The organism is Sanguibacter sp. TS_SC_8 (assembly GCF_055361235.1).
In genome coordinates, this window is sequence record NZ_CM143955.1 from 2,727,167 (window position 1) to 2,742,624 (window position 15,458).

A 15,458-nucleotide genomic window follows, 5' to 3' on the forward strand; every position below is an offset into this window, starting at 1 on the left:
AATCGTTCCACCTCAGACACTCGGGCGCCCCCCGGGCGGGCTACCCGGTGCGCAGCGCGAGCGCCTGGGCCTGCGCCTGGGCGAGGGCAGCCACGAGCATCTGGGCGTAGAGATCCTGCCCCGAGGCCTGCGGGTGCACGCCGTCCTTGCCGACGCTCTCCGGGTGAGCGGCTGCCGTGGCCTGCCAGTCCGCCACGACGACGTGCGGGAACCGCGCGGCTGCCGAACGCATCTGGTCGTTGGTGGGACCCATCCACGGCCGGTCGCCGTAGCCGGTGACCAGCACGATCATGTGATCCGGGCCGATTGCGGCGATCGCGTCGTCCATCACCCGCTCGTTGACGGTGCTGTTGGTCCCGAGCGCGAGGACGACGAAGGGGCGCAGCGCCCCACCGGCGCTCAGGGCCGCTGCGGTCTCAGGTGCCGAGCTCATCTGCCGTGACACCTCGGCGTCGATGTGGATCCCGGGCAGCGCTGCCTGGAGCGAGGGGGCGCTGATGAGCGCCACCGAGTCGCCGATCACGGTGACCTGGTCCCCGGTCAGCGGCGCGACGACCGGCGCCGGGGGTGCCACCTCGGGCGGCGGTGCGGCCTCGGACGGGGCCGGGGCCATGGACGGATCCGGCGCCGGGTCGGGGGCAGGTGCCTGCTGGGTGGGGACGGGCAGCGGCGCGGGCGTGGTCGGCCCGGCGCCTGGCACCTGACCCGCCGCGGCGGCCGCCGCCCCGCGCAGGATCTCCGCCTCCAGCTCGGAGACGGCCGGCGCGCGGATGAAGGCCGCCGTCACCGCACCGACCAGGACGATCGACCCGGCCGCGGCAGCCACCAGGCGCACCCTGCCGCGCGCGGTGCGCGCCGGGGACCGTCGCTCCGCCCAGGCCACGAGCGCCACCCGGCGCATCCAGCCCCACAGCGTCCGCGCGAGTGTACCGAGCCCGCGGGCCATCACGGGCTGCTCGATGAACCGGTAGGACGCCCACGCGGCCGCGACCGTGAGCCCCAGCGTGACCACCACGACCGTCCACGGCGTCGCGCGCCCGGGGTGGTCCGCCCCCAGCACCTCCGAGACGAGCACGAGCACCGGCCAGTGCCAGAGGTAGAGCCCGTAGGACCGCACACCGATCCAGCGCAGCGGCGCGATCTCGCACCGCTGGGCGAGGTGCTGGCTGCGCACGACGAAGGCGATCAGCCCCACCGTGAGCACAGACGCCAGGACCAGGCCCCCGCGATAGGTGAACACCCCGTCGACGGTGAGCGTGACCGCGGCCGCCACCAGCCCGGCGGCGCTGCCCGCGCCGAGCGCGAGCCGCGCCAGGCGCCGGGCGGAGCCGCCGTCGGCGGCAGGCCCGCCGGCGGCAGCCGCGTTGGTGCCAGCCCCGTCAGCCGCCTGCACGCTGCGCGGGGCGAACCACAGCGCGAAGAATGCCCCCGCCATGAGCCCGAACAGGTGCGTGTCGGTGCCGAAGTACACCCGGGACGGGTCCGCCGCCGGGTCGAAGTGGAGGGCCATCCAGGTCGCGGACCCCACCGCGACGGCGCCGGTGACCACGAGGCCCGCGGTGCGCGATCGGCGGACGGTGAACACGGCGACCAGGACCAGCGGCCAGAACAGGTAGAACTGCTCCTCGACCGCCAGGGACCAGAAGTTCGCGAAGAGCTGGGGACTGAGGTCGCTGGAGTAGGAGGCACCCTGAACGATGTACACCCAGTTGCTGGCGAACGTCAGCGCGCCCAGGACCTGCGACCGGATCCCCACGAGCACGTCGCCGCCGAGGATCCCGGCCACCGCGGTGCAGGTGAGGACGACCGTGACCATCGCCGGCAGCAGACGGCGGGCGCGCCGAGTCCAGAACCGGCGCAGGGACACCCGTCCGGTCTGCACCCGCTCGCGGACCAGCAGGGTCGTGATGAGGAACCCGCTGAGCACGAAGAAGACGTCCACCCCGATGAACCCGCCCGGCAGCAGGTCCGGGGCGAGATGGAAGGTCATGACCGCCAGGACGGCGACAGCCCGCAGGCTGTCCAGCCCGTGGATCCGCGGAGGTCGGGTGCCCGCCGCTCGGGGCACCGCCGGCTTGCGGACGGTGCCGACGGAACCGGTGGAACCTGTCGTGGGGTGGGAGGAAGCTGAAGTCATGGTCAATCTGTGAGGTCGCGTACCACTGTGTCTGCCAGGAGCCGGCCCTTGCGGGTCAGCACCGCCCGCCCGCGCAGCGCGGCCCGTCCGTCCAGGAGCTGGTTGGCCACGTGCACCGCGACCCGCTGCCGCGCGTGGGGTGACAGGACGCTCAGGTCCAGCCCCTCCCGCAGGCGAAGACCGAGCATAACCCGCTCGAGGTGGGCCGAGGCGTCGTCGAGGACCTCACGTCCGGCGGCCGGGCTGAGCCCGTCGCCGAGCAGCTTCGCGTAGCGCAGCGGGTGCTTGACGTTCCACCACCTGATGCCCCTGGCACCGGGCGTGTCGGAGCCCATGTAGGAGTGCGCCCCCGGGCCGATGCCCCACCAGTCGTCCCCGCGCCAGTAGGCGAGGTTGTGACGGCAGGCACGCGGCGCACCGTCCACCGAGCGGGCCCAGTTGGACACCTCGTACCACTCGAGGCCGGCCGCGGTGAGCAGGTCGTCGGCGAGCTCGTACTTGGTCGCCTGGTCGTCCTCGCTCGGCAGGGCCAGCTCCCCCCGGCGCACCTGGGCGGCCATCTTCGTGCCCTGCTCCACGACGAGCGCGTAGGCCGAGACGTGGTCGACGCCGGTGGCCAGCGCGGTCTCCACGCTCACCCGCCAGTCGTCCAGGGTCTCCCCCGGCGTCCCGTAGATGAGGTCGAGGGACACCTCGAGGCCCACCTCCCGGGCCCACCGCACGACGTCGGGGATCCGACGGGGGTCGTGGGTGCGCTCGAGGGTCGCGAGCACGGACGGCACCGCTGACTGCATACCGAAGGACACCCGGGTGAACCCGGCGTCGGCCAGCACCCGCAGGGAGGCGGGGGTGACCGAGTCCGGGTTCGCCTCGGTGGTCACCTCGGCACCGGGGGCCAGTCCCCAGGTGTCGCGGACGCCGTCGAGCATCCGGGCGAGGTCCCCGGCGGGGAGGAGGGTGGGTGTCCCACCGCCGACGAAGACGGTCGCGACCTCGCGGGCCGGCAGGCCCGCGCGGTCCATGACGCGCGCCGCGAAGGCGATCTCGGAGAGCGCGGTCGTGGCGTAGGCGGACTGGCTCGCACCGCCCCCGAGCTCGCTCGCGGTGTAGGTGTTGAAGTCGCAGTAGCCGCAGCGCACCGTGCAGAACGGGACGTGCAGGTAGACGCCGAAGCCGCGGTCGCCGGCCCCGGCGGCCACCCACTCGGGGAGGGCGCCGTCGTCGGGGGCGGGGTCGCCGTCAGGGAGTGCCGGGCTCACGTCACTTCTTCTTGTCTTTGGACTCCGTCTGCTCCGACGTCAGGGCGGCGATGAAGGCTTCCTTGGGGACCTCGACGGAACCGATGGTCTTCATGCGCTTCTTGCCCTCCTTCTGCTTCTCGAGCAGCTTGCGCTTGCGGGAGATGTCACCGCCGTAGCACTTGGCCAGGACGTCCTTGCGGATCGCGCGGATCGTCTCACGGGCGATGACGCGGGCGCCGATGGCGGCCTGGATGGGCACCTCGAACTGCTGGCGGTTGATGAGGTTCTTGAGCTTGCCGACCATGGACAGGCCGTAGGCGTAGGCGTTGTCCTTGTGCACGATCGCGCTGAACGCGTCGACCTGTTCGCCCTGGAGCAGGATGTCGACCTTGACGAGCGCGGCCGCCTGCTCGCCGATGACGTCGTAGTCGAGGGAGGCGTAGCCGCGGGTCTTCGACTTGAGCTGGTCGAAGAAGTCGAAGACGATCTCTGCCAGGGGCAGGATGTAGCGCATCTCCACGCGGTCGGCGGAGAGGTAGTCCATGCCCTGCAGCTCGCCGCGCCGACCCTGGCACAGCTCCATGACGGCGCCGATGAACTCGGCCGGGGCGATGATCGTCGCCTTGACGATCGGCTCGCGCACCTCGGCGATCTTGCCGCCGGGGAACTCGCTCGGGTTGGTCACCGTGATGACCGTCTTGTCCTCCATCGTCACCTCGTAGATGACGTTGGGTGCGGTCGAGATGAGGTCGAGGGTGAACTCGCGCTCGAGGCGCTCGCGCACGATCTCCAGGTGCAGCAGACCCAGGTATCCGACCCGGAAGCCGAAGCCCAGGGCGACGGACGTCTCGGGCTCGTAGATGAGGGCCGCGTCGTTGAGCTTGAGCCGGTCGAGGGCGTCGCGCAGGATCGGGTAGTCCGAGCCGTCCACCGGGTACAGGCCCGAGAAGACCATCGGCTTGGGGTCGGAGTAGCCACCGAGGGCGTCCTCGGCCGGCTTGTGCGCGTTGGTGACGGTGTCACCGACCTTGGACTGGCGGACGTCCTTGACCCCGGTGATGAGGTACCCGACCTCGCCGACACCCAGCCCCTTGGTCGGGCTCGCCTCGGGAGAGGACACCCCGATCTCCAGGAGGTCGTGGGTCGCCCGCGTGGACATCATGACGATGCGCTCGCGCGGGCTGAGGTGACCGTCGACCACGCGGACGTAGGTGACCACGCCGCGGTAGGTGTCGTAGACGGAGTCGAAGATCATCGCCCGGGCGGGGGCGTCGGGGTCCCCGGTCGGCGGCGGCGTCTTGAGCACGATGCGGTCGAGCAGCTCGGGGACGCCCATCCCGGTCTTGCCGGAGATCTTGAGGATCTCCTCGGGCTCGCAGCCCACGAGGTTCGCCAGCTCTTCGGCGTACTTCTCGGGCTGGGCGGCCGGCAGGTCGATCTTGTTGAGCACCGGGACGATCGCCATGTCGTTCTCCATGGCGAGGTACAGGTTGGCCAGCGTCTGGGCCTCGATGCCCTGCGCGGCGTCGACCAGGAGCACCGCGGCCTCGCAGGCCGCGAGGGACCGGGAGACCTCGTACGTGAAGTCGACGTGCCCGGGGGTGTCGATCATGTTCAGCGCGTAGCCGGTGGGCACGCCGTCGGCGTTGTCGACCTCCCAGGGCATGCGCACGGCCTGGGACTTGATCGTGATGCCGCGCTCGCGCTCGATGTCCATGCGGTCGAGGTACTGCGCGCGCATGACGCGCGGGTCGACGACGCCGGTCAGCTGGAGCATGCGGTCGGCCAGGGTGGACTTGCCGTGGTCGATGTGGGCGATGATGCAGAAGTTGCGGAGGAGCTCCGGAGCAGTGGCCGCGGGCTGAATGCGGGCGAGATTGGCCGCTGAAGGGATAGGAGTCACGGAGTCGATTCTCCCACGACCGTGGCCGGGTGAGGACCGGGCGGAGACCGGGCAGGGACCGAGCGGAGACCGGGCGCCTCAGCGACGGGTCATCGCCACGCTCACCTCGAGGGCGCTGGACCCCGCGCCGGCGAACACTCCCTTGAGCGGGGCGACGTCGGCGTACTCGCGTCCCCGGCCCACGCTCACGTGGTCGCCACCGGTGAACTTGCGGTTGGTCGGGTCGAAGCCGAACCACTCACCCACCCACCACTCGATCCAGGCGTGCGACTCGCCCAGGACCGTCTCCCCGGCGCCCCCGCCCTCGAGGGGGTAGAGGTACCCCGAGACGTACCGGGCCGGGATGCCCACGCTGCGCAGCGCCCCGATGCTCAGGTGCGCCATGTCCTGGCACACGCCCTTGCGGGTCACCCAGGCCTCCGCGGCCGGGGTGTGGACGGTCGTGACTCCGGGCACGTACTCGAGCTCCCCGCGCAGGTCCAGGCAGATCCGCTCGGCCGCGGCGTGCGGGTCGAGGCCTGCGGCGGTGCGTGCGGCGAGCTGGGTGACCTCCTCGGGGACCGCGGTCGTGGGTGAGGTGGTGAGGTAGGCGCTGAAGGCGTCCTGGACCCACGCGCTCCCCAGCGTCTCCCAGCCGGCCGACGCCGCTCGCGGGCTGGGGTGGTCGAGGACGTCGACGACCGACTCGGCCACGATCGTCAGCCGGCTGTGCGGGGCGAGCACCTCGAAGGAGGTGACCGCGGTGCCCCAGTAGTCCACGTGGTCGGTCGACCACGTGCTCGGGGAGACGATCACGGACGCCGACCGGACCTGCTGGTCGCCCCCGTGCACGGGGGTCATCCGGACCTCGTTGTAGGAGGCGGTGACCGGGGAGGCGTAGTCGAAGAGGGTCGTGTGGACCACGTGCAGCTGGCTCACAGCGCACCCCCGACCCACGTCGTCAGGGCGACGGACGGGAAGTACCGGGACCGGATCGAGTCGCTCGCGGCCGAGCAGGCTCGTTGCACGCTCTCCATCGCCTCGGGCAGGGCCATCAGGGTCTCCTCGATCGGGCTGTACTCCAGGCGGGTGCGCACGATGCCCAGGTGCCGGCGGGCGTCGTCGTCCACCCCGTAGCGGTCGGCGATCGGCTCGAGCTCACGCAGGTGGCGCTCGGCGTTCTCCAGGGCCGCCACGACCGACCGCGGGAAGAGGCGATCGAGGAGCAGGAACCCCGCCGCCCGCTCGTCCGAGGCGAGCCCCCGATAGGTCCGCAGGTAGGACTCGTACGCTCCGCAGGCCCGCAGCAGCGCGGTCCACCCCGGGCCGGACTGCCCGAGCCGGGTCTGGGTGGTGATGAGGCGGGCGGTCATGTCCGCGCGCTCGAGGGACCGCCCGAGCATCATGAACTGCCACGTGGCATCGCGGCTGGTGGCGGAGTCCACGAGCCCGGCGACGGTGGCCGCCCGCTCGCGCACCCAGGAGAAGTACTCGTGCGGACCGGCCAGGCGCATGAGACCGGTCGCCTGGTTGTGCGTGGTGTTCAGGCACTCCCACAGCTCGGTGGAGATGATCTCGCGGGCACGGCGGGCGTTCTCCCGCGCGGCCACCAGCGCCCCGGCGATCGAGGAGGAGTTGTGCTGGTCGTAGGCGAGGATCGCGAGCATCTGCGCCCGGTCCACGGGCGGCCCGTCCTGGGCCCGGGAGCTGTCCATGACGTCGAGCAGGGAGCGGCAGGCCTGGTCCTCCTCGACCCAGGGGTCCTCCGAGAGCAGCTGGACGTAGACGTCGAGCATCCGGGCGGTGTCGTCGGCGCGCTCGACGTAGCGCCCGATCCAGAACAGAGACTCCGCTATCCGAGAGAGCATGGTGGTTCCCCTTCCGTGCGGTCGGCGAGCTGCTGTTGTTGTTGCTGCTGCTGCTGTTGTCGGGTGGCTGCCTCGGCCCAGTCGTCGGCCGGGTTGGTGTCGATCGGCACCGACACCCCGCCCACCGCCGCGCCCGACGCCGCAGCCACCTCGAGCGGTGAGGGCACCGGGTCCGCGCAACGCGGGCGTTCCCCCATGACCCACGTGTCCTTCGACCCCCCGCCCTGGGAGCTGTTGACGATGAGCTGCCCCTCGGGCAGCGCGACCCGGGTGAGGCCCCCGGGCAGCACCCACACGTCGGAGCCGTCGTTGACGGCGAAGGGCCGCAGGTCCACGTGCCGGGGCCGGAACCGGCCGTCGACGAAGGTCGGCGTGGTGGAGAGCTGGACCACCGGCTGGGCGATCCAGCCGCGTGGGTGGCTCAGCAGCCGCTTGCGCATGGTCTCGAGCTCGGCGGCCGTGGCCTGGGGACCCATGAGGATGCCTTTGCCGCCCGAGCCGTCGACAGGTTTGACCACGAGCTCGTCGAGGCGGTCCAGCACCTCCTCGAGCGCTTCCGGCTCCTGCAGCCGCCACGTGTCGACGTTGGCGATGAGCGGGTCCTCGCCGAGGTAGTAGCGGATGAGATCAGGGACGTAGGTGTAGACGAGCTTGTCGTCGGCGACCCCGTTGCCGACCGCGTTGGCCAGGGTCACCTTGCCCAGCCGGGCGCTGGTGAGCAGGCCGGGGGTGCCCAGGATCGAGTCGGCGCGGAACTGGACCGGGTCGAGGAACTCGTCGTCGACCCTGCGGTAGATGACGTCCACCCGGCGCCGCCCGCGGGTGGTGCGCATCCACACGTGCCCGCCCGCGCAGAACAGGTCCCGGCCCTCGACCAGCTCGACGCCCATGAGCCGGGCCAGCAGGGAGTGCTCGAAGTAGGCGGAGTTGTAGACCCCGGGGGTGAGCACGACCACGGTCGGGTCGGCGGCCCCTTCCGGTGCGGCGGCGATGAGGGCGTCGAGCAGCCGGCGGGGGTAGTCCCCGACCGGGCTGATCCGCATCTGGGAGAACAGCTCGGGGAAGGTCTGGGCCATCGCCCGCCGGTTGGAGATGACGTAGCTGACCCCGCTGGGCACCCGGACGTTGTCCTCCAGGACCCGGAAGGCCCCGCGTTCGTCGCGGACCAGGTCGATCCCCGAGACGTGCACGCGCACCCCGTTGGGCGGCTCGATGCCGGCGGCCTCGCGGTGGAAGTGGGAGGACGACACGATGAGCGACTGCGGCACGACGCCGTCGGTCACCGCCCGCTGGGGACCGTAGACGTCGGCGAGGAACGCCTCGAGGGCGCGGACCCGTTGGGCGACGCCGGCGGAGATCACCGTCCAGTCCTGCGCCTCGATGACCCGCGGGACGACGTCGAGCGGGAAGGGCCGCTCCTCGCCCGCGAAGTCGAAGGTCACGCCCTGGGCGAGGTAGGAGCGGGCGAGGGTGTCGGCGCGGGCCGCGACCTCGGTGGCGCTCAGGCTGGTCAAGGTCGCGTGCACGGGACGGTAGGCCGCTCTGACCAGGGCGTCAGAGTCGATCATCTCGTCCCAGGCCGCGGCTGGTGGGTACCCCTCGAAAAGATCCGTCATTCCCGGAACGTACCGGTGCGATGTCACGCCGATGTGTCATGGGCGTTTCAGTCGCGTGCCCCGGTAGATTGCCGGTGTGGCAATGAACCGATGGATCTCAGCCCTGGCCGACGCCGCACGCTCGGCCTTGTCGACCGTCTCGCGTGAGCGGGCGCGGACCACGCGGCGGACGGCGCCCGGGCCCCGTCCGGCGCCCGCGCCGTCGCCTCCCGCCGCGCCCCGAGGCGCGGGCTACCCGGGTGACTTCACCGGCGTCGTGCGACCCCAGTACTCCCCCTCCCTCGACGGGAACCCCGACCCCGGGGAGATCGTGTGGACGTGGGTCCCCTACGAAGAGGACTTCACCCAGGGCAAGGACCGCCCGGTGCTGCTCGTCGGCCGCGACGGCGCCTGGCTGCTCGGGCTCATGCTCACGAGCAAGGACCGCTCCCGCAACGGCGCCGGCGGCGGGGGTGACACCCGTCCGCAGTGGCTCGACATCGGCTCCGGGCCGTGGGACGCCCAGGGCCGCGACTCCGAGGTGCGCCTGGACCGGGTGCTGCGGGTGGACCCCGCCGCGGTGCGCCGCGAGGGCGCGATCATGGGTGAGGCACTGTTCCAGAAGGTCACTCGCGCCATGGGGTGAGTCCGCGGTCACGACGCCGGCAGGAGGACAGTTCTCCTGGTAGCCTTACCGATTGCGTGCTCCGTCAGGGTCGGCGGGCACCATTCCAGTACCTCTCCACGGGTTCCCCACCCCAGTCCCGGTGCTGGAAACGCCTTCTACGACCTGTTCACTCGCTCCGGCGAAATTACAAGAGAGTCCTCACGTGGCTAACATCAAGTCTCAGATCAAGCGTATCGGCACCAACGAAAAGGCGCGCCTTCGCAACAAGGCCGTCAAGTCCGAGCTTCGCACGCACGTTCGTCGTGTGCGCGACGCTGTCGCCTCCGGCGACAAGGATGCCGCTCTCGCTGCACTGGTCAACGCGTCCAAGAAGCTCGACAAGGCCGTGTCCAAGGGAGTCATCCACTCCAACCAGGGCGCGAACCGTAAGTCGGCTCTGGCAAAGGCCGTCAACGGCCTGTGAGTCTCCTGATCGGCCACACCTCGGTGTGACCGTTCGCAACAAAGGCGCTACTTCCCGTGTCGGGGTGGCGCCTTTGTCGTCCCCGGACCCCCTCGCTGCGACCGGACCCACTCGCTGAGTGCGGCCAGATGGCTGCCCAAACCGGACACGAGGCAGCCATCTGGCCGCACTCAGCAGGAGTGGGCGTCAGGTCAGCGGCCGGCGCTGGCGGCGACGAGGAGGACGGCGCGCTCGACCGCGAAGACGGGGTCACGGCCGGCGCCCTTGACCTCGGCGTCGGCGGCGGCCGTCGCGGTGATCGCCGTCGCCAGGCCCTCCGGCGTCCAGTTCGCCAGGTCCTTGCGCGCACGGTCCACCTGCCACGGCGCGAGGCCCAGGTCGGCCGGGGTCAGCCCACGCCCGCGCAGCGCCGCCACCTTCGCCAGCGTGCGCAGCTTCATCGCGAGCGCCGCCACGACCGGGACCGGGTCCGCGCCGGTGGCCAGGGCGTGCCGCAGCAGCGAGACGGCCTGTCCGGCGTCGCCGGCGATCGCGGCGTCGGCCACCCGGAACCCGGTCGCCTCCACCCGCCCGCCGTAGTACTTGGTCACCGCGGGCTCGTCGATGGCCCGCTCGGAGTCGGCCATGAGCTGGGAGCACGCCGCGGCGAGCTCGCGCAGGTCGCTGCCGACGGCCTCGACGAGAGCGCGCACGGCACCCACGCTGGCCCGTCGGCCGCCCCGTTTGAACTCGGCCGCGGCGAAGGCCACCTTGTCCGTGTCCTTCTTGATCGGTTCGCAGGCCACCGCGGGGGCGCCGCTGGCCCGGACGGCGTCGAGCATCTTCTTGCCGCGGACCCCGCCGCGGTGCGCCAGGACGAGCCAGACGTCTTCGGCCGGTGACCGCAGGTACTCGAGGACGTCGGTGATGAGCGCCTCGGTGGTGGCCTCGGCCCCGTCGATGACGACGAGACGCGGCTCGGCGAACAATGACGGGCTGGTGAGCACCGACAGCATGCCCGACTGGTAGCCCGCGGCCTGGATCTCGGTCTTCTCCATGGCCGGGTCCTCGGTGCGGGCGAGCTGGGTGAGGCGGTCGATCGCGCGGTCGACGAGCAGCCCTTCGGCGCCCTGGACCAGCACGACGGGCGCGAGCCGCGCCTCCTCCCAGGACAGTCCGGGGATGGTCGCGCGCTTGGTCGAGGAACGGGGGGCTGCCATGGTCCCAGGGTGTCACGAGCAGGTCCCCGCGACCAACGTCTCCTCGTCGCGGACCAGCAGGGCGAAGGTTGCACAGGTGTCGGTCCGCACGATCGCCGAGCCGACACCGCGGTAGAGGTCCAGGGCGGAGCGGGTGGGGTGACCGTAGGTGTTCTCGGACCCCGAGCTGACCAGCGTCACCTCGGGTGAGAGGTACCGGGCCAGGGCCGGGTCCTGGGTGCTCGATCCGTGGTGGGCCATCTTGACGACGTCGACCGGCCCCGTGCCTCCGGCCTCGAGGGTCGCCAGGAGGTCCGCCTGCCCCGCGCTCTCCAGGTCGCCCAGGGCCATGACCGAGAGGTGCTCGGTCGTGATCGCCAGGACGACGCTGCTGTCGTTCGCACCGCCGCTCCCCCCGCCTGCGGCGACCACCTGCCACCCCACGTCGAACCCGTCGGCCGGGACCGTCCCCGCATCGCCGGCCTGCGCCGTCGCCCAGACGACCCCGGCGTCCTCGAGGGTCGCGGTGACCGCCGTGGCCTGGTCGCCAGGGTCCAGCACCGGGCTGACCAGTACCGACTCCACCCGGGCGGCGGCCAGGACCTCCTCGAGCGCGCCGACGTGGTCGGCGTGGAAGTGGGTGAGGACCAGGAGGTCAAGACCGGTGATCCCCATCTCGGCCAGGCAGCGTCCCACCCCGCCGCCGGCCGGGCCGACGTCGACCATGACCGCCCGACCGGAGCCGGTCCGCACCACCATCGCGTCTCCCTGCCCGACGTCGCACATCGCCACCTCCCAGTCGGCGGGCCAGCCCGCGGGTCCGGCCGGGGTCCCACCGGCCAGCTCGGCGAGCCACGGCGGGCGCGCGAACCACACGACGACGGCCGCCGCGACCACGACCGTCAGGACGACGACCCCGGTCCGCACCGGTGCCCACGCCGCACGCAGGACCGCGGAGTCCGCGCGCCCCAGCACGTCCCGCGGCGTCCGTCCGGGGCGTGGGACCGTCGGCGAGCGGGCCAGCCCGAGGACGAAGAGCCACGTCCGCAGCCCCCAGACGATCGCCGGCCAGCCGGCGGCCGCGGCAAGTGCGGCGAGGGTGAGGACGGCGAGGAGCAGCGCCCCGGGTCCCCCACCCGGCCACGGCAGCCGCGCGGCGGGGGCCGCCGCGAAGGTCGTGGCCACCTCCGCGATCCACCAGGTCGACCACCCGGCGACCTGGGCGAGCAGCCAGGCCGCCGCCGGCCACCACGGCGCGCACAGCGCACCGAGCACGCCCAGGACGGTCGCGCTGACGAGCGCGGGGGCGGCGAGCAGGTTGGCGGGGACGGAGTAGATCGCGACGGACGGGTCGAGCAGGACGATCACCGGCGCGCAGGCGAGCTGGGCGGCGATCGGCACGGCCAGGGCCAGGGCGAGCCAGGACGGCAGCCACCGTTCCAGGGCGCGGGTGAGCGGTGCCGTCCCGATCACCAGCCCCGCGGTGGCCAGCACGGAGAGCGTGAAGGCGAAGGATCGTGCCAGGAACGGGTCGGTCACCAGGAGCACGACGACTGTGGCGCAGAGCGCGGGGATGGCCTGGGCGGTCCGCCCGAGCAGGACGGCGAGCAGGGTGAGGGCGCCCATCCCGCCCGCGCGCAGGACGCTGGGCTCGGGGTGGACCAGGAGCACGAACCCGGTCAGGACGAGGGCTGCGCCCGCGGCCCGGCCCCACCGGGGCAGGCGGACCAGCGCGCAGAGCCAGAACGTCGCGGCCGCGATGATCGCGAAATGGGATCCGGAGACGGCGGTCATGTGCGTGAGGCTGGTGGTCACCAGGGCCTCGTCGAGCTCGGGGTCGAGCATCGACGTGTCACCGATCGCGACCCCGGGGACCAGCCCCCGGGCCTGGTCCGGCAGCCGCGCGCACACCTCCATGAAGGCCGCCCGGATCGTGTTCACCCCGCGGAGCGCCGGGCCCGGAGGGCTGGTCACGGCGATCCCAGCGTCGTCGAGGAGCAGCATGGCTGCCGTGGCCGAACCGGGGTCGACCGGGCGCACCCGGCCGTCGACCACGACCGTCGACCCGTAGGGCACGTCGAGCAGCTCCGCTCCCCCGATGACCAGCACGTCGCCGTGCACGGGTCCGCGGGTGGGTGCGGCGTCGACCGTCGCGGTCACGGTCGCTGCCTGGACCGTCAGGCGGAAGCGCTGCTGGCCTCCCGTCCCGGCCGCGATCGGGCGGGGTTCGGAGACCACGGTGCCCACGAGCTCGACGTGCGCGCCGCGGGCGAGCAGCGGGGTGAGGATCCCCGACTCCCGCGCGGTGAGCTGGCCGGCGACGGCCACCAGGACGCAGGTGAGCACCCCGATCGTGAGGGCCACCTGACCGGCCCCGCGAACCGGTGCCGGGTGCCCGCGCCGGGTGAGCGTGACCAGGACCGCGCAGCACCCCAACGCCAGCGCGACCGCGACGAGCACGGCCCACCGGGCGGTCGCCGCGGGCTGGCCCACCAGGACGATCGCCGCGACCCATCCGCTCACCGCGACCGGGACCAGGCGCAGGTCGAAGACCCGCACGGTCAGACCGTGACCAGGTCACGGATCTTGGCCAGGACCGCCGGGCCGATCCCGGACACCTCGAGCAGGTCCTCGACCGCACCGAAGCCGCCGTTCTCCTCCCGCCAGGTGATGATCCGGCCGGCGAGCGCGGGACCGATCCCCGGCAGCGCGTCGAGGGCACCGGCGTCGGCGGTGTTGAGGTCCGTCACCGCGGTGCCGGTGCCGGGCGCGGTGCTGGGGGCGGACTGGGGCGGCTGGGCGGCCGGTGGTCCCGCCACCACCGGGATCTGCTCCCCCGGGGTGGGCACGTAGACCTGCTCGCCGTCGACCACCGGCCGGGCCAGGTTGACCGCCCCGGCGTCGGCCTCCGTCGTCATCCCGCCCGCCGCGGCGATCGCGTCGATGACCCGCGCCCCGGCGGCGACCGCGACCACACCGGGGCTGTTGACCTGGCCGACGACGTGGACCGTCACCCCGACCGGGGCTGGGGGTGAGGGATCAGGGACGGGCGGCGCGGCGGCGTCCTGCGCACCCTCAGGGCCGAGGCCCCCGGTATCTCGCTCCTCCGTCGCGGTGGCTCTCCCGCTGGCTGCGGTCCCAGGATCGACCTGGGACAGCGGCACCGGCGTGCCTGAGGCGCGCGCGAGGTCCCTGACCACGACCGCGCCCGTGACGAGGGCGACCGCGAGGGAGGCGATGACGGCCGTCCCCACGCCCACCGACCATCGGCGCCGTCGCACCTGCCGGGCGACCAGGCCGTCGTGCTCGAGGGGGTGGCCGTGCGCGGCCGTGTACGCCGTCGACACCGACGCCATGAGCCCCGACACCGATGTCAGACGGTCTGGGGGAGCGCCGGGCGGTTCTGGCTCGGCGGGCTCGCTCTCGTGGTCCGCCTGGTGACGGGGACGGGGTTCTGGTCCGGTTCTGCTCACCCTGCGACCCTGGCACCACCCCCTCGCGCGCCGTCGCCCCGGGCAGGCCCAGCGGGGACGGGACTACCCGGCGTCTGGGCTGTGGGCGACGTCTTCCGTCGTGATGAGCGCGAGCAGCCCCGGACCCACGTGCGCGCCGAGGACCGCGCTGACCGGGGTGATGAGCACCTCGCGCCCGGTCGCCTCGGTGATCTGCGCCGCGCACGCCCGGACCGCGGCGTCGTCGCCCAGGTAGTGCATGGCGAAACGGACGTCGTCGCTGCGCCGGGCGGCGGCGATCCCGGACTCCACGAGCCGGGCTGCCATCGCCGCGCGTGTGCGGATCTTGTGCACCACCTCGACCCGACCGCCCCGCACCCCGAGGACCGGCCGCAGGCCCAAGGCGGTGCCGACCGCCGCAGCGGCCGCGCTGAGCCGGCCCCCGCGGCGCAGGTACTCGAGGGAGTCCACCACGAAGACGGCCTCCGACGACGTCGCGGTCTGCATGGCCGCCCGCGCCACCGCGGCGCTCGAGGCCCCTTGGGCAGCGGTGCGCGCCGCGGCGAGCACCGCGAAGCCGAGCCCCATCGCGACCGTGCGCGAGTCCACCACCTGGACCGGGACCGGGCTCGTCCGGGCTGCGAGCGCAGCGGCGTGCACCGTCCCGGACAGGTCCCCGGACAGGTGGACCGAGACGATGTGCCGCGCGCCGGCCGCGGCGGCCTGGCGGTACGCCTCGGCGAAGGCGTGCGCGGTGGGTTGGGAGGTGGTGAGCACGGCGCGGCGGTCCAGGGCGGCCACGAGGTCGCCGGTGGACAGGTCCACCCCCTCCTGGAAGGCGGTCCCGTCGATGACGACCTGGAGCGCCACGACCCCGATCCCCCAGCGTTCGACGAGGTCGGGTGGCAGCGAGGCGGTGGAGTCCGTGACGACATGGACGTCCCGGATCGGGGGACGGGTGCTCTGGGCGGGACTCACCGGACCACCCTAGGCGGCGCGAGGGGGCAGACGCGT

At 72.8% G+C, this 15,458-nt stretch carries 12 protein-coding genes; 2 read left to right on the forward strand and 10 right to left on the reverse strand.

Annotated elements, in window-relative coordinates; translation table 11 throughout:
• Window positions 1–40: 40 nt before the first annotated feature.
• From ACWA15_RS12365 to ACWA15_RS12390, 6 genes are all read right to left on the reverse strand, one after another.
• Complete coding sequence (locus ACWA15_RS12365) at window positions 41–2,137, reverse strand: acyltransferase family protein (protein ID WP_464055598.1); 2,097 nt, start codon at window positions 2,135–2,137, stop codon at window positions 41–43.
• Window positions 2,138–2,139: 2 nt separating this feature from the next.
• On the reverse strand, window positions 2,140–3,396 hold the full coding sequence (gene hemW, locus ACWA15_RS12370; RefSeq protein WP_464055599.1) for a radical SAM family heme chaperone HemW: 1,257 nt from the start codon (window positions 3,394–3,396) through the stop codon (window positions 2,140–2,142).
• A gap of 1 nt (window position 3,397) precedes the next feature.
• Window positions 3,398–5,281 (reverse strand): translation elongation factor 4, encoded by a 1,884-nt coding sequence (gene lepA / locus ACWA15_RS12375; protein ID WP_464055600.1) that lies wholly within the window; start codon window positions 5,279–5,281, stop codon window positions 3,398–3,400.
• Window positions 5,282–5,359: 78 nt separating this feature from the next.
• A complete protein-coding gene (locus ACWA15_RS12380) occupies window positions 5,360–6,199 on the reverse strand; it encodes a transglutaminase family protein (RefSeq protein WP_464055602.1) in 840 nt (279 codons plus the stop codon).
• The gene (locus ACWA15_RS12385; protein ID WP_464055604.1) at window positions 6,196–7,128 is read right to left on the reverse strand and encodes an alpha-E domain-containing protein; all 933 of its coding nucleotides are present in this window, start codon (window positions 7,126–7,128) and stop codon (window positions 6,196–6,198) included. Before ACWA15_RS12385 ends, ACWA15_RS12380 begins: the two co-directional genes overlap by 4 nt.
• On the reverse strand, window positions 7,113–8,744 hold the full coding sequence (locus ACWA15_RS12390) for a circularly permuted type 2 ATP-grasp protein (RefSeq protein WP_464055606.1): 1,632 nt from the start codon (window positions 8,742–8,744) through the stop codon (window positions 7,113–7,115). Before ACWA15_RS12390 ends, ACWA15_RS12385 begins: the two co-directional genes overlap by 16 nt.
• Before the next feature lie 82 nt (window positions 8,745–8,826).
• Between ACWA15_RS12390 and ACWA15_RS12395 the strand changes: the two genes are divergently transcribed.
• Both ACWA15_RS12395 and rpsT read left to right on the forward strand, forming a co-directional pair.
• Window positions 8,827–9,369 carry a type II toxin-antitoxin system PemK/MazF family toxin gene (locus ACWA15_RS12395; protein WP_464055607.1) on the forward strand — a complete coding sequence of 181 codons (543 nt, stop codon included), beginning with the start codon at window positions 8,827–8,829 and terminating at the stop codon, window positions 9,367–9,369.
• 184 nt (window positions 9,370–9,553) lie between these two features.
• A complete protein-coding gene (gene rpsT, locus ACWA15_RS12400) occupies window positions 9,554–9,814 on the forward strand; it encodes a 30S ribosomal protein S20 (protein ID WP_464055608.1) in 261 nt (86 codons plus the stop codon).
• A gap of 191 nt (window positions 9,815–10,005) precedes the next feature.
• Here the strand turns inward: rpsT and holA are convergent, their stop codons facing one another.
• From holA to ACWA15_RS12420, 4 genes are all read right to left on the reverse strand, one after another.
• Entirely contained in the window at window positions 10,006–11,013 is a 1,008-nt protein-coding gene (gene holA / locus ACWA15_RS12405) for a DNA polymerase III subunit delta (protein ID WP_464055609.1), read from the reverse strand.
• A gap of 12 nt (window positions 11,014–11,025) precedes the next feature.
• On the reverse strand, window positions 11,026–13,551 hold the full coding sequence (locus ACWA15_RS12410) for a ComEC/Rec2 family competence protein (RefSeq protein WP_464055610.1): 2,526 nt from the start codon (window positions 13,549–13,551) through the stop codon (window positions 11,026–11,028).
• 2 nt (window positions 13,552–13,553) lie between these two features.
• A complete protein-coding gene (locus ACWA15_RS12415; protein WP_464055612.1) occupies window positions 13,554–14,348 on the reverse strand; it encodes a ComEA family DNA-binding protein in 795 nt (264 codons plus the stop codon).
• A gap of 180 nt (window positions 14,349–14,528) precedes the next feature.
• The gene (locus ACWA15_RS12420; protein WP_464055614.1) at window positions 14,529–15,422 is read right to left on the reverse strand and encodes a DegV family protein; all 894 of its coding nucleotides are present in this window, start codon (window positions 15,420–15,422) and stop codon (window positions 14,529–14,531) included.
• Window positions 15,423–15,458: the final 36 nt, after the last annotated feature.